General features: G+C 59.6%; 17 protein-coding genes. 4 read left to right on the forward strand and 13 right to left on the reverse strand.

What is annotated here, in order from left to right; genetic code table 11:
* Positions 1-11: 11 nt before the first annotated feature.
* A complete protein-coding gene (locus PSH90_RS08080) occupies positions 12-1,784 on the reverse strand; it encodes a bifunctional diguanylate cyclase/phosphodiesterase (RefSeq protein ID WP_305382490.1) in 1,773 nt (590 codons plus the stop codon).
* Between the two features lie 119 nt (positions 1,785-1,903).
* Positions 1,904-3,988, reverse strand: a complete 2,085-nt coding sequence (locus PSH90_RS08085) for a carboxy terminal-processing peptidase (protein WP_177434207.1) — start codon at positions 3,986-3,988, stop codon at positions 1,904-1,906.
* A gap of 138 nt (positions 3,989-4,126) precedes the next feature.
* Here PSH90_RS08085 and PSH90_RS08090 point away from each other — a divergent pair, with 138 nt between their 5' ends.
* Positions 4,127-5,089 (forward strand): zinc-binding dehydrogenase, encoded by a 963-nt coding sequence (locus PSH90_RS08090; protein ID WP_305382491.1) that lies wholly within the window; start codon positions 4,127-4,129, stop codon positions 5,087-5,089.
* A gap of 96 nt (positions 5,090-5,185) precedes the next feature.
* On the opposite strand, the gene PSH90_RS08095 is transcribed toward PSH90_RS08090, so the two are convergent.
* From PSH90_RS08095 to PSH90_RS08120, 6 genes are all read right to left on the reverse strand, one after another.
* Positions 5,186-5,839 (reverse strand): HAD family phosphatase, encoded by a 654-nt coding sequence (locus PSH90_RS08095; protein WP_073472633.1) that lies wholly within the window; start codon positions 5,837-5,839, stop codon positions 5,186-5,188.
* 34 nt (positions 5,840-5,873) lie between these two features.
* Positions 5,874-6,863 (reverse strand): ABC transporter ATP-binding protein, encoded by a 990-nt coding sequence (locus PSH90_RS08100; RefSeq protein ID WP_073472631.1) that lies wholly within the window; start codon positions 6,861-6,863, stop codon positions 5,874-5,876.
* Complete coding sequence (locus PSH90_RS08105; protein ID WP_305382492.1) at positions 6,860-7,660, reverse strand: ABC transporter permease; 801 nt, start codon at positions 7,658-7,660, stop codon at positions 6,860-6,862. Before PSH90_RS08105 ends, PSH90_RS08100 begins: the two co-directional genes overlap by 4 nt.
* Positions 7,647-8,483, reverse strand: coding sequence for an ABC transporter permease subunit (locus PSH90_RS08110; protein WP_305382494.1), 837 nt, complete (start codon positions 8,481-8,483; stop codon positions 7,647-7,649). Before PSH90_RS08110 ends, PSH90_RS08105 begins: the two co-directional genes overlap by 14 nt.
* A 5-nt stretch (positions 8,484-8,488) precedes the next feature.
* The gene (locus PSH90_RS08115) at positions 8,489-9,295 is read right to left on the reverse strand and encodes an alkaline phosphatase family protein (RefSeq protein ID WP_305382496.1); all 807 of its coding nucleotides are present in this window, start codon (positions 9,293-9,295) and stop codon (positions 8,489-8,491) included.
* A gap of 133 nt (positions 9,296-9,428) precedes the next feature.
* Positions 9,429-10,496, reverse strand: a complete 1,068-nt coding sequence (locus PSH90_RS08120) for an ABC transporter substrate-binding protein (protein WP_041479304.1) — start codon at positions 10,494-10,496, stop codon at positions 9,429-9,431.
* A 348-nt stretch (positions 10,497-10,844) separates the two neighbouring features.
* Between PSH90_RS08120 and phnR the strand changes: the two genes are divergently transcribed.
* The gene (gene phnR / locus PSH90_RS08125) at positions 10,845-11,558 is read left to right on the forward strand and encodes a phosphonate utilization transcriptional regulator PhnR (protein WP_150741339.1); all 714 of its coding nucleotides are present in this window, start codon (positions 10,845-10,847) and stop codon (positions 11,556-11,558) included.
* A 459-nt stretch (positions 11,559-12,017) separates the two neighbouring features.
* Here phnR and PSH90_RS08130 read toward each other — a convergent pair whose 3' ends face one another.
* Complete coding sequence (locus PSH90_RS08130) at positions 12,018-13,352, reverse strand: amidohydrolase (RefSeq protein ID WP_305382497.1); 1,335 nt, start codon at positions 13,350-13,352, stop codon at positions 12,018-12,020.
* A gap of 304 nt (positions 13,353-13,656) precedes the next feature.
* On the opposite strand from PSH90_RS08130, the gene PSH90_RS08135 reads away from it, so the two are divergent.
* Both PSH90_RS08135 and PSH90_RS08140 read left to right on the forward strand, forming a co-directional pair.
* Positions 13,657-15,567, forward strand: a complete 1,911-nt coding sequence (locus PSH90_RS08135; RefSeq protein ID WP_305382498.1) for an S-type pyocin domain-containing protein — start codon at positions 13,657-13,659, stop codon at positions 15,565-15,567.
* On the forward strand, positions 15,567-15,821 hold the full coding sequence (locus tag PSH90_RS08140) for a bacteriocin immunity protein (protein WP_076566779.1): 255 nt from the start codon (positions 15,567-15,569) through the stop codon (positions 15,819-15,821). Before PSH90_RS08135 ends, PSH90_RS08140 begins: the two co-directional genes overlap by 1 nt.
* A gap of 47 nt (positions 15,822-15,868) precedes the next feature.
* On the opposite strand, the gene PSH90_RS08145 is transcribed toward PSH90_RS08140, so the two are convergent.
* The 4 genes from PSH90_RS08145 to PSH90_RS08160 all read right to left on the reverse strand — a co-directional run bounded on the left by PSH90_RS08145 (position 15,869) and on the right by PSH90_RS08160 (position 20,970).
* Positions 15,869-18,025: a mechanosensitive ion channel family protein gene (locus PSH90_RS08145; protein WP_041479310.1), complete on the reverse strand. Its 2,157-nt coding sequence runs from the start codon at positions 18,023-18,025 to the stop codon at positions 15,869-15,871.
* A 74-nt stretch (positions 18,026-18,099) separates the two neighbouring features.
* The gene (locus PSH90_RS08150) at positions 18,100-18,276 is read right to left on the reverse strand and encodes a hypothetical protein (RefSeq protein WP_016773747.1); all 177 of its coding nucleotides are present in this window, start codon (positions 18,274-18,276) and stop codon (positions 18,100-18,102) included.
* Positions 18,277-18,507: 231 nt separating this feature from the next.
* Positions 18,508-19,797: a M18 family aminopeptidase gene (locus tag PSH90_RS08155; protein WP_016773748.1), complete on the reverse strand. Its 1,290-nt coding sequence runs from the start codon at positions 19,795-19,797 to the stop codon at positions 18,508-18,510.
* 78 nt (positions 19,798-19,875) lie between these two features.
* The gene (locus PSH90_RS08160; protein ID WP_150741342.1) at positions 19,876-20,970 is read right to left on the reverse strand and encodes a hypothetical protein; all 1,095 of its coding nucleotides are present in this window, start codon (positions 20,968-20,970) and stop codon (positions 19,876-19,878) included.
* Positions 20,971-21,057: the final 87 nt, after the last annotated feature.

Below are 21,057 nucleotides of genomic sequence, written 5' to 3' on the forward strand. Positions count from 1 at the left end.
TGGTCCGTAAGCTATGACGGAAGTAGCTCGGCAGCGACGAAACTATCAATCACGTACACACTAAACCCCACAACCCCCTTCGCATGATGCTTAGCCTGCGAAGCCATCTCCGCAAGCTGGCTGGCATCAAGCGCTGCACAAGCCTCAGGTCGCAGATGCACCACCCCGATCGATAACGACAACAACGCAAATTCTTGCCGCACACCCTGTCGGTTTGGCGCTACAAAACAACCGGCTTCCAGATGCTCGGGCCGATAGAACCGGCGGCATTGGCTTTGGAAATCGTCGAGCAGTTGGTTGAGGCGTTTGCGCCAGTCTTCGGGGCCGAGGACGAGGAGGAAGTCGTCGCCGCCGATGTGACCGACAAAGTCGCGGGTGGGGTCGATGCGTTCGTTGAGGCATTGCGCGAGGCAGAGCAGGACTTCGTCGCCGCGACCGTAGCCGTAGATGTCGTTGAAGGGTTTGAAGCTGTCAATGTCGACGTAGCAGATGATCGATTCGCGGGCCTGTTGCAGCAGGCGGGTGAGGCACTGCTGGATCGGTACGTTGCCCGGCAGCAGGGTGAGGGGATTGGCGTAGCGCGCCTGCTGGATTTTCAGTTCGGTGATCAGTTTCAGCACGTCGATCACTCGGCCGAGGCCTAGATAACCGCCGTTGAGGGTGATGATGAAGTCTTCTTCGATGCGCTGGCGTGCGCGGCTGGTGATCAGGCGGCTGACTTGCTGCAGCGACTGGCTGATTTCCACGGCGAGGAAATCATCGTTCATCAGGCGGCTGATCGGTTTGCGCGCGAAAAGATCGGTGGCAAACGGTTTGAGCAGTGCGTCCGACAGCGAGTGGCGATGGACGATGCCGCAGGGCTGGCCTTGTTCGTCGAGCACCGCGAGCGAATTGAGGTTGGCCTGGCGGCGAAAGGCTTCCAGTACCGTCGCGGTGGGCGTATCGCGTTGCACGGCGGGCTGGTCGTTGAGCAGGGCGCTGAGGTCGCTGCCTTCGTCATTCAGCGCGACGGCGCTGCTGTCGTGTTTGGGCATCAACGCGCGAGCGTCGCGGGACGGATGTTCCTGAGGGCGGCCGAGCAGGTAGCCTTGCACCAGGTCGACGCCCATTTCAGTCAGCACCGCGAGTTCTTCCGGTAGCTCGATGCCCTCGGCGATGACTTGCGCGCGCGAGGCTTTGGCGATTTGCAGAATCGAACCGACAAACTCTCTTTTCAACGCATCCTGATGAATGCCATCAATGAAGTGCCGGTCGATCTTCACGTAATCCGGACGCAATTCCGACCACAGGCGCAGGCTCGAATACCCCGCGCCCAAGTCGTCCAGCGCAATGGAAAAACCCATCGCCCGGTAGTGATGCAGGGCGGTTTGCAGCAACTGGAAGTCATCGATCGGCGTCTGCTCGGTGAGCTCGATCACCACCTGGCTCGGCGCAATGCCCAAGTCCTGCAACAGTTGCAACGTTCGTCCGGGTTGGTGCGCGGCCTCGAGCAAGGATTCCGGCGAAACGTTGAGGAACAGTTTGCCCGGCAACTGCTGTTCATTGAATCGGCGACAGGCGCTTTGCCGGCAGGCGATTTCCAGTTCGCTCAACCGACCGGCCTGACGTGCAACGGCGAACAGGGCAATCGGCGAGTGAAGAGGGCTGTTGGACGGCCCACGGGTGAGGGCTTCGTAACCGAGAATGCGGCGTTCGGAGAGACAGATGATCGGCTGGAACAGACTGTGCAAACCGCTTTGAGTCAGGATCGAGCTCAAGGCGCTCAGCTGTTCGGTCGTGGTCATGGCAGTCTCTGGCGATAAAAAAAAGGACCGGGAGCGCTTGCTCCCGGTCCTTTATTGCACGACAGAATGATGACTGTTTGATGACGATCCGTGGATCGCCAGCACTAAATTGCCATCACTTACTTCTTGGCCACCTGATTGCTCAGTTTCAGGTAATCCAGCAGTACGCGCCCGGTTTCGCTCAGGTAGGCATCGTCTTCCGGTTTGACCTTGTCCGGCTCGGCAGCGGCCAGTGCGTCTTCGTCTTCTTTCTTCAGCTCTTTGAGCGGTTCTTCGCCTTTGGCCTTGCGACGGATGTTCTCCATCGCCAGTTGCTTGGCGTCGATGTCGGCGTGCTGGGCACGACGATCGGCTTCGTTGAGGCTGACGGTTTTTTCTTCCATCAGTTTCTGCGCCAGGGCCAGCTTGTCGCGGATGAACACGAACTCGGCATCCTTGTTGGTGCGCGAGTCATGTTCGGACTTCAACTGGGCGAGGAACGGCTTGAACGGATCGGCCGCCGGCTTGATCGCCGCGCGAATGGTGTCCCACGGCATGGCTTCCGGCAGGGCACTTTCGCCGATTTCCTTGGTGTCGATCAGCGACGGGTAGTCGATGTCCGGCAGTACACCCTGATGCTGGGTGCTCTGCCCGGAGACACGGTAGAACTTGGCCAGGGTCAGTTTCAGTTCGCCGTGGTTCAGCGGCTGAATGGTTTGCACAGTGCCTTTACCGAAAGTCTGGCCGCCGATGATCAATGCGCGATGGTAGTCCTGCATGGCGCCGGCGAAGATCTCCGAGGCCGAGGCGGACAGGCGGTTGACCAACAGCGCCATCGGGCCTTTGTAGAACGCGCCCGGGTTTTCATCTTCGAGCACGTCGACACGGCCGTCGGCGTTACGCACGAGTACGGTCGGACCTTTGTCGATGAACAGGCTGGTCAGCTCGGTGGCTTCCTGCAGGGAGCCGCCGCCGTTGTTGCGCAGGTCGATGACCACGCCGTCGACTTTGTCCTTCTGCAGCTCGGTGAGCAGCTTCTTGACGTCGCGAGTGGTGCTCTTGTAGTCCGGATCGCCGGCACGGAATGCCTTGAAGTCGAGGTAGAAGGCCGGGATCTCGATCACGCCAAGTTTGTAGTCCTTGCCGTCCTGTTTCAGGCTGAGAATCGACTTCTTCACGGCCTGATCTTCGAGCTTCACCGCTTCACGGGTGATCGGCACGATCTTGGTGGTCTGGTCGTTCGGCGCATTGCTCGCCGGAATGACTTCCAGACGCACCACGGTGCCTTTAGGACCGCGAATCAATTTGACCACTTCGTCCAGACGCCAGCCGACCACGTCGACCATTTCCTTGTTGCCCTGGGCAACGCCGATGATCTTGTCGGCCGGAGCGACTTGCTTGGTCTTGTCCGCCGGGCCAGCCGGCACCAGACGCACGACCTTCACTTGATCATTGTCGCTCTGCAACACGGCACCGATGCCCTCAAGGGACAGACTCATGTTGATGTCGAAGTTTTCCGCGTTATCCGGCGACAGATAGTTGGTGTGCGGGTCGTAGGACATGGCGAAGGTGTTGATGTACGCCTGGAAAATGTCCTCGGCACGGGTCTGGTCGAGGCGCGCCAGCTGATTCTTGTAGCGCTTGGTCAGGGTTTCCTGGATCTGCTTCGGGTCTTTGCCGGCGATCTTCTGGCGCAGCACTTCGTCCTTGACGCGTTTGCGCCAGAGGTCGTCGAGTTCCGCGGTGGACTTGAGCCAAGGCGCGTCCTTGCGATCGATCAGCAAGGTCTCCTTGGTGTTGAAGTCCATCTTGTCGACGCCTTTGTTCAGCTCGGCAAGGGCGAAGTCCAGACGCGCTTTGACGCGGTCCAGATAGCGCTTGTAGATGGTGAACCCGGCGTTGAGGTCGCCGCTTTTGAGGAAGTCGTCGAACTGGGTCTTCCACTTGTCGAATTCGGCGATGTCGCTGGCCATGAAATAGCTGCGCGACGGGTCGAGCAGCTTGATGTAGCTGTCGTAGATGATCACCGAGCGCGCATCATCGAGCGGCGGCTTGCTGTAGTGGTGACGCTTGAGCAACTCGACGACGTTCAGGCTGGCGATGACTTCATCGCGATCAGGCTGCAACTTGTCCCAGCTGTTGGCTGCGAATGTGGTGCCCGACACCGGCAACAGGCCGATACCGATGAAAAGAGCGAGGGCGGTGCTGGGGAGCAGATGCTTCATGCTGATTCGACGCGGGGACAATTGATAACGCATATTAGGCCGTCTTTGAAGTCGCCGGTTCTTTGAGAGCCGGTCGCATAATGCAAAAAGCCCGGCGCTACAGCTTCGGGCTCAGTCCAGACTCACTATGGAGGCAGTGTGAAGGCATTGCAAGGCGTTGAAGGTCAAGTGGCATGGGTTGAAGAGCCGAGTCCGACGTGCGATGTAGGACAAGTCCGCATCCGGGTGGCGGCAGCCGGCCTCAATCGCGCCGATTTATTACAGAAAGCAGGGCTTTATCCGCCACCACCCGGGGCCAGCCAAGTGCTTGGTCTTGAGTGCTCCGGGGTGATCAGCGAGGTCGGCGCGGGCTCGTCCTGGCAGGTTGGCGACCGGGTTTGCGCCTTGTTGGCCGGGGGCGGCATGGCTGAAGAGGTGGTCGTCGACGGACGGCATGTGCTGCCCGTGCCCGAAGGTGTTTCGCTGATCGAGGCGGCGGCATTGCCCGAGGTGTACGCCACCGTCTGGCTGAATGTGTTTCAACTTGCAGCGCTGAAACCCGGTGAGAAAATTCTCCTGCACGCCGGCGCAAGTGGAATCGGTTCAGCCGCCATTCAGCTGTGCAAAGCCTTCGGTAACCCTTGCTGGGTCAGCGTCGGTTCCGCCGAACGCCTGGCTTACTGCGAAGCATTGGGTGCGCAGGGCGGCGTGGTGCGCACCGATGAAATTGAAAGCCTGCGCGACTTCGGGCCGTTCGATGTGATTCTCGACCCGGTGGGCGGCAATTATGCGGCGCTGAACCTCAAGCTGATGGCGCTGGACGGACGTTGGGTGCTGATCGGTTTGATGGGCGGGCGCGAGGCGAAACTGGATCTGGCGCAGGTGTTGGCCAAGCGTGTGCAACTGCTCGGTTCGACGTTGCGCAGCCGTAGCGATCAATTCAAGGCCGATCTGCTCAGTGATCTGGGCCAGCATGTGTGGCCGCTGTTTGCCGAGGGCCGCTTGCGTCCGCAATTGGCCAGAGCCTTTGCGGTGAAGGATGCCGAAGCAGCGTTTGCCCAACTGGCGAGCAATACGGTGGCGGGCAAGTTGGTGTTGGTGATCAATGAGGGTTTGAGCTGACAGCAAAGCAAGGTCAAAAGATCGCAGCCTTCGGCAGCTCCTACAGAGGCACGCATTCCAAAAGTAGGAGCTGCCGAAGGCTGCGATCTTTTGCTTTTATTTCCAGAGGTGGATCGGCCAGCCGGCCTTTTCTGCGTGCTCAAGCAGCACCGGATCCGGATTGACCACGTGTGGAAAATCCACTTTCAACAGCAGCGGCAAGTCATTGCGCGAATCGGAATAGAAACTCGCGCCCTCTAGGTTTTCTTCTTCGGCGTCCAGCCATTCCAGCAGGCGAGTGATCTTGCCTTCGCGGTAGGTCAACGTGCCCACGGTATGGCCGCTGTAAACGCCGTGCGCGACTTCCAGTTCAATCCCTAGAATCTCGTCGATGCCGAGTCGATCGGCAATCGGTCTGACCAGGTGCGTGCCCGACGCCGAGATCACCAGAATCCGGTCGCCGGCCTTGCGGTGCGCGGCGATGGTTTTGGTCGCGTCGCTGAAGATGATCGGTTCGATAAAGTCTTCAACCCACGGCCCGACCAGGTGCTCGACTTCTTCTGGCGTACGGCCGATCAGCGGTTCGAGGCTGAACGCCATGTAATCTTCCATGCGTAATTTGCCATGGCTGTAGGCGTCCATCAGTTCGTTGTTCTTGCGCATGAACGACTCGGGATCGACCCAGCCCAGGCGCCCCATCTGCTCGCTCCAGAGGGTGGCGCAGTCGCCGTGGATCAACGTTTCGTCCAGATCAAAAATTGCCAGGGCCATCAGTGCAGTTCTCTCTTCAACGTCAGCAAAGTCATCAGGCTACCTCACACAGGGCCGTCGGATCGATGGAAAGTGCCAGGCGTTGTCCGTCGGGATGCAGATCGGCGGCGGAGCGGTTGAGTACGTCGACCACCAGTTCCACCCCGCGCGCTTCGACGCGATAGCGAATGACGTTGCCGAGCAGGCTGTGGCTGCGGATCTGCGCGTCGAGTTCGCCGTCAAGGCTCAGTTCGATGGCTTCCGGGCGGATGGCGATGCGATGGTTGACCGGCCGTTGCAACAGCTTCGAGGCGGCATCTGCGTCGAGCAGGTTGTAGTTGCCGATGAAGCCGGCGGCGAATACATCGACCGGAGCGGTGTAGAGGGTTTCGGCGTCGCCGCTCTGGACGATCTTTCCCTGGTTCATCAGGAAAATCCGGTCCGACATGGTCAGCGCTTCTTCCTGATCGTGGGTGACGAAGATCGTGGTCAGGCCGAGTTCGCGCTGGATCTGACGAATCTGTTCGCGCAGGTGTTTGCGAATCCGTGCGTCGAGCGCCGACAGCGGCTCATCCAGCAGCAACAAGCGCGGGCGGGTCACCAGCGACCGGGCGAGGGCGACACGCTGGCACTGCCCACCTGACAGTTGATGCGGATAGCGGCTGGCGAAGTCGTGCAGTTCAACCAGTTTCAACACTTCAGAGACGCGCTTGTGGCTGTCATCGGCGTTGACCTTTTGCATGCGCAGGCCGAAGGCGACGTTCTGTTCGACGGTCATGTTGGGGAATAGCGCGTAGCTTTGAAAGACCATACCGATGCCACGTTTCTGTGGGCTCAACGGCACGAGGTCGACACCGTCGAGGAGGATCTTGCCGCCATCCACCGGGGTCAGGCCGGCGATGCAACGCAGCAAAGTCGACTTGCCGCACCCGGACGGGCCGAGCAGGGTGACGAACTCGCCTTTGTTGATTTCGCAATCGATGTCGCTGAACACCGTGGTGCCGGCATAACTTTTCTGCAGGTGTTGGACGCTGACGTAGCTCATTCGCTTTTGTCCTTGTTCAAGATGTTGGCGATCCAGGTCAGGACCAGCACGAAAAAGAAATACGAAATGACCAGCGCACTGGTGAAGTGGCCGCTGCTGTTGCGCATGTTGTTCAGGTACACCTGCAAGGTTTCGTAGCGCGTGCCGACGAGGATGTTGGCGAACACGAACTCTCCGAAGAGGAACGAGAAAGACAGCAGCAGCGCCACCATCAGGCCTTTGCGCAAGTTCGGCAGCACCACCAGATACGCCGCTTGAAAAGTGCTGGCGCCAAGCAGTTGAGCGGCGTCCATCAGGTCGCGCAGGTTGATCGCTTGCAGGTTGTTGGTGATCGCGCGGTACATGAACGGCAGCGCCACGGTGAAGTAGCAGCCGATCAGAATCCACGGTGTGCCGACCATCGCCATCGGCCCGGAACCGTAGAGCTGCAACAGCCCCACCGAGGACACCACCGGCGGTACCGCGAAGGGCAGCAGGATGAGGATGTTCATCAGCGCATCGAGTTTCGGAAAGTAGTAATGCACGACAAACAGCAGCGGCAGGATCAACACCACCGATAACACCAGCGCGCCGACGCAGACGATCAGCGACTGCCCGAATGCGTGGAGAAAGCGCGGATCGCTCCACAGCTGGATGTACCACTTGAAGGTGAAGCCGCTGGGCAGAATCGTTGCCGACCAACTGCTGGCGATCGAATAGACCAGCGTGCCCAGCAGCGGCAACAACAGGATGGCGAACAGCAGATAGACCACGACGCGGTGGTAGAGGCCGGCCGGGCCGGATTCAGCGCGAGACATGGTAGCTCCTCTTCAACAGCAATTGATGCACGACGGTGACAATGGTCATCAGCGCCACGAGCACCACCGCCAGCGCGCTGGCCAGGTTCGGGTCAAGGGAAATGTCGCCGGAGACCATCGCCGCAATACGGATCGGCAGAACGTTGAAGTTGCCGGTGGTCAGCGCATAAACCGTGGCGTAGGCGCCGAGGGCGTTGGCCAGCAGGATCACGAACGTGCCGAGCAACGCCGGGGTCAACACCGGCAGGCCGATGTGCCGCCAGAACTGCCAGCCGTTGGCGCCGAGCAGTGCGGCGGACTCGCGCCAGTCTTCACGCAGAGCGTCGAAAGCCGGATAGAGCAGCAGCACGCCGAGGGGAATCTGGAAATAGGTGTAGAGGATGATCAGGCCGGTTTTCGAATACAGGTTGAAGTCCTGAATGATCCCCGACTGCTTGAGCATGATGGTGATGCTGCCGTTGAAACCGAGCAGGATGATGAACGCGAACGCCAGCGGCACGCCGGCAAAATTGCTGGTCATGTTGGCGAAGGCATTCACGAAGTTGCGCAGCTTCGAATCGACGCGGCGTAGTGAATACGCACCAAGCACGGCGATGATGATGCCGAATACGCTCGACCAGAAACTGATCTCCAGGCTGTACTGGATTGCCTGCCGATAGAACTTCGAACCGAAGATCTTGCTGAAATTGGCCAGGCCCCAGCCGGACTCTTCCGATTCCAGGCTGTTGATCATCACCCAGACCAGCGGGGCGATTTCGAAAACGATAAAGAACAGCGCGAAGGGCACCAGACACAGCGCCGCGAGCCATTTGCCGCGATTCATGGCATTCACTTGAGCAGCTCCCGGCACACAGGTTTGTCGTGGGGCACGCCGAGCAGCTCGCAAACCGTGCCGCAGAGCTCGGTCTGCTTCGGTGTGACATCAGGGTTGAGGCTGAACGCCTCGCCGAGGACGAACAGCGGCACCTGACGTTCTTCCGCCAGCAGGCCGTTGTGCGAACGATCGTTGTTCATGCCGTGGTCGGCGGTCACCAGCACCTGGTAACCAGCGTCGAGCCAGCTCTGCAGATAGTCGGCGAGGATGACGTCAGCCGAGCGCGCGCTGTTGCGGTATTGCGAGCTGTCGAGGCCGTGCTTGTGCCCGGCGTCGTCGATGTTCATCGGGTGGATCAGGAGGAAATCCGGCGCATGACGCAGGCGCAGGTTCTCCGCGTCGGCGAACAGGTGCGAATCCGGATAATGGTCGTTCCAGTAGAAATGCCCGTGCTGGATCGGCAATGTCGGATCGTCGGTGTGGCGGTCGCGCGCGGCCACGAACGGTGAGCGGTTATACAACTCGCTGACCCAGTGATACGCCGCAGCGGCGGTTTTCAGCCCGGCATCGCGGGCGTAGTGATAGATGCTGCGCTGGTTGGACAAGCGCGAGACATTGTTGTGGACGATGCCGCTGCCGATCGGTGGCACGCCGGTGAGGATACATTCGTAAAGCGGTCGGGACAGGGCGGGCAATTCGCACTCCAGTTGATAGAGCGCCGCGCGTCCTGCGCCAACATAAGCCTGCAGATGCCCCATGGCGTGACACGCAACCTCGTAGTTAAGGCCGTCGAGCACGACAAGGATGACGGTGTGCTTCATAGGGGCAAGAACTCCGAAAACAAATCTGGAACCAATCTGTGTCGGAGCTGCCGGACGCTGCGATCTTTCGATGTTGCTTTTAAAGGGCAAGATCAAAAGATCGCAGCCTTCGGCAGCTCCTACAGATGAAGGATTACTTCATTTCTACGATGACTTCTTCGTTCCACTGCTGCGGCAGGGCTTTGGAGGTCTTTTCCCACGCGTCGGCGTCCTTGACTGGCGTAACGTTTTTGTATTGCTCGTTCGGCAGCAGCTTGGCTTTCACGTCTTCCGGCAGTTGCAGGTGTTCGGCGCGGATCGGCCGGGCGTTGCCGCGGGCGAGGTTGGTCTGGCCGGCGTCGCTGAAGATGTATTCGCGCGTCAGCTTGGCGGCATTGGGGTTTTTCGCGTACTTGTTGATGATCGTGGTGTAGCCGGAAATCACCGAGCCGTCGGATGGAATCAGCACTACGTAATCATCCGGGTTGGCCATCTTGGCTTTGTAGCTCAGGCCATTGAAGTCCCAGACCACGCCGACTTCAATCTCGCCTTTTTCCATGGTGGCGATGGTCGGGTTGGCCATCGACAGACGACCCTGTTTGGCGAGGTCGGCGAACAACAGCAGTGCAGGCTTGATGTTTTTCTCGTCACCGCCATTGGCCAGTGCGGCAGCGAGGACACCGTTGGCGGCCTGGGCAGCAGTGCTCACGTCGCCGATGGAGACTTTGTATTTACCGGTTTTCAGGTCAGCCCATTTGGTCGGCACGTCGGAGCCGTTCAGCAGCTTCTTGTTGACGATGAAGGCGATGGTGCCGGTGTAGGCCAGTGCCCAGTTGCCGTCCTTGTCCTTGGCCCAGTCCGGAATCTGATCCCAAGTGCTTGGCTTGTACGGTTGCACCACGCCTTGCTTGACCGCGATCGGGCCGAAGGCAGCACCGACGTCGCCGATATCGGCGGTGGCGTTGTCTTTTTCAGCGGCGAACTTGGCGATTTCCTGAGCCGAACTCATATCGGTGTCGATGTGTTTCAAGCCGTAATTCGCAGCCAGATCATCCCAGGTGCCTTTCCAGTTGGCCCAGTTGTCGGGCATGCCGACGCTATTGACGGCGCCTTCCGCTTTCGCAGCGGCTTCGAGGGTTTTCAGATCGGTGTCGGCCGCCATGGCGGCGCTGCACATTGCAATGGTCGAGCCTAACAGTGTTGCCAGGAAAAGCTGTTTCATTCCGAAGCTCCTTGGTCGTGTTCAACGCTGCGATTGCGGTTGGGTTGGTCTAGGTCAGCAATACCTGAGCCAATTTAGGCGGGCTGGATGACATTTTGATGTCGATGGCCTTATGGCTGATCTTTTCTCCGCCCGGGATTGGCCGTTGCCAAACAAGCGTAGACCATGACGCAGGCCCGATAAGCAAGGCACTTGGCCGATGTATTGCAAGCCGTGAAAACGACCGTTGGTAGTTTTGTCATCTGTCGGTCATCTGCACTGCCTAGGCTTGCAACAGACGAAAGCGCTCTGAGCAGCGCCCGGATTTGCCCTGAAACAGTGCTGGTCTAGTCCAGATAGGTAACGTTGATGCGCGATGAGGCAACGAAAGCGGTGACAGCGATTGGCCAGGTGCTGCAGGAGCAGATCGATCATGGTTTGCTGACGGCCGGGAGCAAGTTGCCCGCTGAACGCAAGCTCAGCGAGTTGTTCGGGACGACGCGGATCACTGTGCGTGAAGCGCTGTTGCAATTGGAGGCGCAAGGGCAGATTTATCGTGAGGAGCGGCGCGGCTGGTTCGTGTCGCCGCCGCGTCTGGCGTACAACCTGATGCAGCGCAGTCATTTTCACGCCATGGTCAGTGCGCAGGGGCGTGAGCCGTCGACCGAGGTGATTTCGGCGCGGTTGCAGCCGGCTTCGGCGGCGGTGTGTGCGTGGTTGCAGCTGCCGGCGTTGTCGAGCGTGATCCAGATTTGCCGCTCGCGGCGGATTGATGGCCGACTGGTGTTGTATGTGGAGCACTATCTGAATCCACAGTTTTTTCCGGGGATTCTTGAGTTTGATTTGAATCAGTCGATCACTGAGTTGTATGCGCGGCATTTCGATTTGCACTATGGGCGGGTGCGGTTTGAGATTGTGCCTACGTCTTTATCTGTCGATGCGGCGGCGGCTTTGCGGGTGTCGGTGGGGAGTCCGGGATTGAGGATTGCTCGGGTCAATTATGATCAGCATGGGCGGCTGATTGATTGTGATCTGGAGTTTTGGCGGCATGATGCGATTCACGTAGGGGTTGATGTGGTTTGATCTTTTTTGACCTTGGCGGCCTTTGGGCCAACCAGGTTTTGGGGGGTTGGGTGAATATCCGTTGCTGCGGTAACGGCTTCTTATGGTTCCGCCCTTACGGCGGGTCACTTTTTCAAACGCCAAAAAGTAACCAAAAGGCTGCGCCCTGACGTTCGGCCCGCTCGCTGGGGCTCGGGGTTCCTTCGCTGCGGGATCGATCCTGGCGCAGCGGCTCCGGTTTGCTTCGCTGCACCTACACTCGCTGTGTACGACTGCGTCGTACGGTCGCTGCGCTCCCACGCCCGGATCAATCCCTCCACTCAGCCTGCCGACGGGCTCCGAGATCAAGATCAAAAGCGGTGCTCGAGCTAACGCTCATCGTGTGTAGGAGCTGCCGAAGGCTGCGATCTTTTGTTTTTGCTTTCGCTTTTCTGTGGGAAGCGAGCCTGCTCGCGAAGGCGCCCCCACAGTCACCCCTTCCTACTTGCCCACCGCCGCATTCCCATACAGATAATCCGTCGCCAACGACGCCAATGTTCTCACCCCAACCACCAGCGCCGACTCATCCACAAAGAACCCCGGATTGTGATTCGGCGCGGCCTTGCTCATGTCCTGATCCCGCGGCGTAACCCCGAGAAACACAAACAATCCCGGCGCCTCTTTGGCGAAGAACGAGAAATCTTCCGCCCCACCCACTAGCGGTCCCTGCACCACATCATCCTTGGCCGCCCACTTCAATGTCGGCAGCATTTTCTCGGTTAGTGCAGGGTTGTTAATCGTCGGGTCGTATTTTTCGATGATGGTGACGTCGGCTTTGGCGCCGCCGCTTTCGGCGATTTTCTCGATGGTCTGGCGTACGTCGCTGTGCAGTTTCTGGCGGATGCCGTAGTCGTAGGAGCGGATGGTGCCGGTCATGTCGAGTGATTCGGGGATGATGTTGTAGCGGGTGCCGCCGTTGATGGTGCCGATGCTGACCACCGACGGGTAAGAGGAAATGTCGGTGCGGCGGCTGACCACGGTTTGCAGGCCGACGATGGTTTGCGCGCCGACGGTGATTGGGTCGATGCCATCCCAGGGGCGGCCGGCGTGGGTTTGTTTGCCGTGGATCTTGATGCGCAGGTCGTCGGAGCTGGCCAGGGTCGGGCCGGGGCGGTAGGCGATCTGGCCGGCGGGGACGCCGGCCCAGACGTGCAGCCCGAACACCGCGTCTGGTTTCGGCGATTTCATTACGCCTTCCTCGACCATCATCTTCGCGCCCCAGGTGTTTTTGCCGTCGGGAATGAAGTCGCTCGGGCCTTCTTCGGCGGGCTGGAAGTAGAACACCACGGTGCCGGGCAAGGTGTCGCGCATGCCCGTCAGAATTTTCGCTGCGCTGAGCAGGATTGCGGTGTGGGCGTCGTGGCCGCAGGCGTGCATGACGTCGACTTCCTTGTCCAGATACGTGCCTTTGGCTTTCGAAGCGAACGGCAAGTCGGAGACTTCCTTGACCGGCAGCGCGTCCATGTCGGCGCGCAGGGCCACGGTCGGGCCGGGCAGGGCGCCTTTGAGAATGGCGACCACGCCGGTGCGGGCGACGCCGGTTTTCACTTCCAGACCCATGGCTTGCAGCTGTTTGGCGACCAGTTCAGCGGTGCGTTTTTCGGTGTTGCCGAGCTCCGGATGAGCGTGAAGGTCGCGGCGGGTTTCCAGCAGCTCCGGTTCGAGCTTCTGCGCCTGCTCGGCGATGCGTGTGCGGGCGCTGTCCATCGTCTCGGCGCTGGCGTGGCTGGCGACCAGGGTGAGCAAAAGGGTCTGGGCAATGCGCGTCAGTTGCATGGGCTTCTCCTTGATTATTGTTGTTGGCTTCCTTGCCTGTGACAAAGGCTTTGCACGCAAGTGCGATCGGGTCCGGAAAGCGCTATGCGCTCCGACAGATTTACGTTTGAGCATAAGTTATCAGCGAAAACTCCTACCGCTTTATCAGTTTCGTCCGGCGTGACAGATAAAACGCGGGCGATAACCATGTACCGCACCGCACAACATCTATTTCCATAAATTTCTCCAGGTGCCGGTCACGTTATTGGCTGTTTGAGGGTAACGGGTCAGTGCGACAAAACTATTGTCCATGGAGGATTTATAAATGCAGCGTAATGGAATAACGCTTCCGCCGATTGTTGTGCGTCCGGATAAACAAGATGAATATTTACATTATTTAGGTGCAGGGGACGGCTCGGGACCAGGCATTAACTTTGCGCCGTTGGGTGAAATACTCGATATGGAAAGTATCTATAAAGATACTTCCAGGAATATTGCTCAGGTCATTGAAAATGAACTGGCAGAAGCGCGGGCAGCAGGTGATCAAAGTGTCTTGCCGCCTTTGGATGCGCTGGCGCGGGAGATGCAATTCAGGGATTCCCTGATCGCCAGGAAGTTTGGTGCGCTTTTGGTGGCCAAGGACGTGGCCATCGAACGTTTCGGCCACGCCCAGGTTGAAACCTTTTTCAACGGAGGCCGCTTACCGCAAGTCAATCGGCGAAGCGCCAGCGTCAGCGTACGGCAGGCTTATAGCGCTCTGTTCAACGCCAAGTTACTGGTTGAAGGCATTGGCGTGTTGAACAGCCAGTCGGCCACGGTCAAGGGCATGATTGCCGTGGTGCAAGCGCAGGAAGCCGAGCGGATCGCTCAGGAGCAGGCGCGGTTGGCGGCGGAATACGCCAGGCAGGTTGCACAGGAACAGGCCCGCGTCGCTCAGGAGCAGGCGCGGCGGCAGGCGGAGGAGCTGGCGCGGCAGGCCGCGGCCGATGAAATCAGGCGGCTCGAAGAGGAACAGGCCCGTCTGGCGGCTGAGGCACTAGAGCGCAAGCGTGCCGAGGAACAGGCAGCGCTTGAGGCTGAGGCCGAAGCAAGCAGGGTTGCTGAGGAAAAGCGCCGGCAGGACACCTCCGGTGGGCACAGTAGCCTGTTGCGCTTTCAGGGCAATACCAGCCACGCCCAACTGGTATTTGCGACGTCCGCGGGTGCGGTCGCGATTGCCGACAACCTGATGGCGGGTTTTGCCGCTTCGATTCGCGCGGCGATGGCCGGTTTATCGGGGCTGGCTGCCGGCGCGGCGTCCGGGCTGATGGTGGGGGTGAGTGCGTTTGTCTACTCCCCGGTGTTGGGCAATGGGGAATTGCCTGAACGCTTTCTGCTCAGCCTCCCACTGGCAGATCTGCTGCCCGGTCAACTGCCTGATCTGGACAGGCTGGCAAGCGAAAGAGCACGACTGAATCTGCCGGTACGTTTGAGCGCCCGGCCGCTGACGGGCTCTCTCGCCGAACTGCTTGTCGTTCCGGTAGCGGGGACAAAACGGCCTTCCGGCGTTCGCGTGGTTGCAGCTGATTTCAACGCGGGGAACAACACTTACAGCGCGACGCTCACTGACATCCCGCCGACAACCGCGGTCTGGACTCCCGCAGTAACGCCGGCAGACAGTTCAACGCTGTTCCCCATCGAGAATCCGTCCCCACCTCGATATATCGGCGGCAACCTCGTGCCGATTGAAGGACGGATCGACGCTCACCCAGGGCGGGGCGGCATTCGTTTCGACGACTTCATTCTGGTCTTCCCGTCGGAATCGGGCCTGCCACCGCAGTACGTCATGTTCCGGGATCGACGCAATGATCCAGGGGTGGCGAGTGGTCATGGAGCGCCGGTTGCGGGTGGATGGCTGGAGGCGGCCACGCAAGGTGAGGGGGCGGCAATTCCCTCAAAAATTGCAGATCAATTGCGAGGCAAGAATTTCAAGGATTTCAGGGCATTCAGGGAGACTTTCTGGAAAGCGGTGAGCGCTGATGCGGAACTGGCGATGTCGTTTGATCCAGGTAGTCTCAGTGCAATGAGCAAAGGCCGATCACCGTATGTGAAAGCGGGCGATCGGGTTGGTAAACGAGTGAAGTTTGAGTTGCACCACGTCTCATCGTTATCGGATGGTGGGCAGTTGTACGATATTGACAACCTGCGGTTGCTAACTCCGAAACAGCATTTGGCAGTTCATAAGGGAGGCGAGTAATGAAAAAATTAATGATCAATGAAATGTCCGAAGAGCAATTCTTGCATTTCGTACAAAAGATATACCAATCGGATTACGCGACTGAGAAGGGGCAAACCTCAGCTGTAATGGAGTTTGAACGACTGAGCGAACATCCAGCGGGTTCCGATTTGATCTACTACCCAGAATCGGGGAAAAGCGGTCCGGAAAATATTGTGGCGGAAGTCAAAAGGTGGCGGGCCGCCGAAGGAAAACCTGGTTTCAAAGCCAGATAAAACTAGCCCCCTATTGGTATTACCTGCCAATAGGGGGCCATCTCTGTTCAGCTTTCCTTTTTGATTTCCACCCCAGGCGTAATCACCTGCACACTCATCCTTGGCGTCGCCAGATCCAGCCCCGCCTCATCCAGTTGCCTTTTCAGCGACAAATTGAACGCCCGGGAAACTTCCCACTGCTTGATCGGCGCAGTCTTGAACCGTGCGCGCAAAATCGCGCTGCCGGACTCGAAACTTTCCACACCCTGAATCTCCAGCGGCGACCAAATATTGCGGCGCTGCAACGGATCGCTGCGCATCTTCTGGCCGACGTCGCGCATCAGTTTGATCGCGTCGTCGATTTCCATGTTGTATGGCACGGCGACGCGGAAGATCGCGTAGCCGAATTCCCGCGAGTAGTTCTTGATGCTTTTGATTTCGCTGAACGGGATGGTGTGGACGATGCCGTCGATATCGCGCAGGCGTACGGTGCGGATGGTCAGGCCTTCGACGGTGCCGAGGTGGCCGCCAACGTCGACGTAGTCGTCGATGGCCAGCGAGTCTTCGATGATGATGAACAGGCCGGTGATCAGGTCAGCGACGAGCGACTGCGCGCCGAAGCCGATGGCCAGACCGATCACGCCGGCACCGGCCAGCAGCGGTGTGACGTTCATGCCCATGTTCGCCAACGCGACGATCAGCGCGATGATGAAAATCGCCACGAACAGCACGTTGCGGATCAGCGGCATCATCGTCTGCGCCCGTGCATTCGCCAGGCCTTTGCGCGAGCGGGTGAGGGCGTGGTGTACGGCGGTGTCGGCGAGGATCCAGATCAGCCAGGAGAAAATCAGCGTGCCGATCAGGCTGAACAGTTTGACGCTGATGTCATGGCCATCGCCTTCGGCGAACGCGATCAGCGAATGGCCCCAGACGCGCAGGCCCAGTTCGATGAAGATCAGCCACACCAGCAAATGCGTCAGGGTGTAGAAGAAGTTTTTCAGTCGCTCCGAATACAGCGCATGGCGTTTCGGCCCGCGTTGCGGTTTCAGCGAATGGCGGCGCACGAGGCCGTTGATCACCATGCACAACACCAGCAGCACCGTGCAGATCAGCGACTGGCGCAGCGCGGTGCTGGTGTCGCCGGCGGAGACAAACGTGGCGAACAGAGAGATGCCGACCAGCACCAGTGCCGGCACGTACCAGAAAGTGCCGAGGATTTCGATGGTATCGCTGAGGGCGCGGCGGGTCAGGCGGCGTGACAGCGGTTGGTTGCGGATCAGGTGCGCGATCGGTCGGCGGAATCGCAGAATGAACAGGCCGGTCGACAGCGCCGCAAGCACATTGGCCGTGGTCGCGGCGGTGTGCGCCAGATGTACGCCCAGGCTCTCGACCAGACGCGGATCGCTCAGCGCTTCACCGAACGCGGCGAAGCTGCCGATCAGCCACAGCGGCCGAAACGCCTGATGACGCAGGATGTACAGCGCGCGATGGCGATGCGGGCCGTCGAGCAGGGAGAAGGCGATCACGCAGATCGCCGAGAAACAGGTGCCGACCACCAAGGCATAGGCCAGCACCATCGCCAGGCTTTTGCCCAGCGAAGACGGCAGCACGTAGCTCATGTACACCGTCATCACCAATGCGATCAGCCACGGCCCGAGCTTGCGCAGGGCAAAGCGCAGCATGTCGAGGGCCTTGGGGTGTTGCGGCAGTTCTTCGGTGAGGCCGAAGCGCAGACGCACGCGGTGGCTGAGCCAGATCAGCGCGGCGGCGAGCAGGCTCCAGACCATCAGGATCACTGCGAAACCGAAGATGATCGGCAGCCATTCATTGGCCGGCAGCAGCTTGCTGGTCAGTTCGTCCTTGGCCAGATCGAATTCGTTGGACCAGCGGGTGAGCGGGCTGTCGGCGCCGGAAAACTGTTTTTCGAAGCTGGCGAGGGTGCCGCCGATCAGGCCCAGCACGCCTTCTTCCGGGGTGGCTTGAGCTTTCTTCGTAGCGTCGCGCAGCTTCTTCAGATCGCTGAGCAACTGCGCGCGTTGCTTGTCGTTTTCCAGCGACTTGATCACTTCGTCCAGTGACTGGCCGAGGGGTTCCACGGCTTCAGGCTGCGGTTTGGAAGTGTTGAGCAGGCCGGGCAGACCGACCGCTTGGGCGGGCGCCAGCGGCAGCAGCGTCATCAGGCAGACAAGCAGCAGACCGGGCAAAGCAAAAAGACGAGCGAACACCAGAAGACAACCTCGCGATAGGCGGATGCGCTGGAGTGTACGAGGCCCTTTGGCTCAATGCGAGCCGGGCGCGGTCATTCGTTGAGTTTGGCGAGGATCTTGTAGACCACCGTGGCGAGGATCATCAGCATGCCGATCCACATGGCGAACACCCCGGCGTTCTTGTCGCGGAAGTTGAAGCCGATGGCCAGCAGGATCATTCCGCTGAGGATGGGAATGAGCATGGCGTGGAAGGAGGACATCGAGATCATGAAGACTGCCTTGTCTGTGGGGGATGTTTGCAGTCTAGGCGGGTTTTCGAGGCGGGGTGTGATGTGGCTCAGGAATGCATCAGGCCGGGAGGATTCTGCTGTCTGCACAGGCGATTTCGCGAGCAAGCTCGCTCCCACAGGTTGATTTGCATTCCAAGGGGAGTGACTGGCTCCCACAATGAAATGCAGTTCAATTGTGGGAGCGAGCCTGCTCGCGAAGCTTTTCAGCCTTTATGGCAATTCGCGACTGGCATAAAACGCGCTCAGCACTTTGACCAGATGCGCCAGGTCATGGCTGCCGCACAGTTCGCGAATCGAATGCATGGCGAAGGTCGGCAGGCCGATGTCGACGGTGCGCACGCCCAGATGGCTGGCGGTGATCGGGCCAATCGTCGAGCCGCAGCCCATGTCGCTGCGCACCACGAAGCTTTGCACCGGGACTTCTTCGGCCATGCACAGATGGCGGAAGAAACCGGCAGTTTCGCTATTGGTGGCGTAGCGCTGGTTGCTGTTGACCTTGATCACCGGGCCGGCGTTGAGTTTCGGGCCGTGATTGGCGTCGTGCTTGTCTGCATAGTTGGGATGCACGCCGTGGGCGTTGTCGGCGGAGACCAGCAGGGATTTCTGAATCGTGCGGACGAACTCGTCGCCTTCTGGCAGCAGGCGGCGCAGAGTCTGTTCGAGCATCGGGCCGTCGGCACCGCACGCCGAGCACGAGCCGACTTCTTCGTGGTCGTTACAGACCAGCACGCAGGTCTCGTCGGTTTCGGCGGTGAGCAACGCTTGCAGGCCGGCGTAGCACGACAGCAGGTTGTCCAGACGCGCACCGGCAATGAAATCGCCGTTCAGGCCGATCACCGCAGCGCTTTGCGTGTCGTAGAAACTCAGCTCGTAATCCAGCACCACGTCGGCATTCAGGCCGTGTTCGCGAGCCAGTTGATCGGTGAGCACGGCGCGGAAATCGACGCGCTCGTCACCGGCGAATTGCGCCAGGATAGGCGGTAGTTCGGTCTGCGCGTTGATCGCCCAGCCCTGGTTGGCTTCACGGTTGAGGTGAATGGCCAGGTTGGGAATGATCGCGATGGGTGCCTTGAAGTCGATCAACTGACTCTCGACCTTGCCGTCACGGCGGAAGGTCACGCGGCCGGCCAGCGACAGATCGCGGTCGAACCATGGCGCCAGCAGCGCGCCGCCGTAGACTTCGACGCCCAGTTGCCAGAAGCCCTGACGTTGCAGTTCCGGTTGCGGCTTGACCCGCAGACACGGGCTGTCGGTGTGAGCGCCGACCAGACGGATACCGTCGTGCAGTGGCGAGTTGCGGCCCATTTTGATCGCGACGATCGAGGAGTCGTTACGGGTAACGTAATAGCGGCCGTTGGCCTCGGTGGACCATGGCTCGCGCTCGTCGAGGCGCACATAACCGGCGGCCTCCAGACGCTGAACGAGGCTGGCGGTGGCGTGGAACGGGGTAGGGGAGGCCTTGAGAAAGTCGATCAGGCCCTGGTTCAACTCTGCGCGCATAAGAAACTCCAGACAGCAATCGGCGGCAGTTTAACGCATCACTCGGCGCCATTGGGCAAGTGGTTTGCGCAAGCACGCTCAGGAGTGCTGATCGATGCGCTTGCGCAGGTAGGCAATGATGGCTTGTTGATCATCCTTTCTGGCGGGTTTCGGCAGGTGCTTCGGCCAGCCCTTGCCGCTGCCGAAGAAGGCCTTTTGCGTGACGCTGTCCCAACGCAGGATTTCCCGCGACGCCGATTCCCACCATTCGTGACGGCAGATCTCGTAATACGGGTGGGCAGGTGCAGCACTGCCGAACAGCAACGCCCGGCCGACTTTCTTCATGCCGCCGCGCTTTTTGCGCAGCTTCCACTTGATGCGCAGGCGCTCCCAGGTTGAGGGAACGGGTTTGCTGCGCGGAACCTCGTTGCACAGCTCTGGCAGTTCGGGGTGGAAGGCCTCGCCGTAACGGGCGAAAAAATGTTTCTGCATGGCGTGGAAGAAGTTCTTGTCGGCGAAGTAGTGATAGATGAATTTCTTCGCTTCCTGGATCGGCTGGTCGCGCATGGCAAAAGACAGTGCAATCTGTTCGATCGTATGGATGTCGAACGAACCCTGCGTCCACTCATCGATCAGCCGGACCGATTTCTCCAGCAGCGCTGCATCGCCATCGGTGACGCCGCACAAGCCGCTGTTGTAGAGCTTGAAGCTGTTCGTCGACGAGATCCCGTGGACTTGCAGGCAGCGCGCGAGTTTTTCGTAGTCCGCCCGGTTACAGACGTAACTCCAGTCATATTCGAAGCGGTCCATCACGTAACGGCCGGGCGTGATCATGCTGAACAGCCGGTGCGGCGAACCGAGAAACAGCGTATCGGTGTCGACAAACAGGGTTTTTTCGGCAAGCGTCAGGCCCAGTGCAATGGCGCACGCTTTGCGGCGGTGGTGGTAGCCGTTCTCGCCCTGCCACTGGATCAGGGTCTGCTCGCTCAAAGGGACGGTATCAACCGGCCAGCCGGCATAGTCCTGCGGACGATCGGTCAGCACTCGGATGCACAACGATTCACCTGGCTGCAGTTGTGCCAGGGCGGTGAGGATGCTGAATTTAGCCTCGCGCCGATAAACGTCTTTGTCGCCATAGATCAGGTAGAGCAGCTGGTGCGGTACTTTTTCCAGGGGGGGGAAGGCTTCGCGCATAAGCGGCTCCATACGGCGGGGGGCGCGAGTTTACCGTATTGCTCCGCTGATTTGCAGGCCGGACACTTGCTTCAAAGTGTTGCCAGG

It is taken from the genome of Pseudomonas sp. FP1762, from assembly GCF_030687105.1.
Taxonomy (GTDB): Bacteria; Pseudomonadota; Gammaproteobacteria; order Pseudomonadales; family Pseudomonadaceae; genus Aquipseudomonas; species Aquipseudomonas siliginis.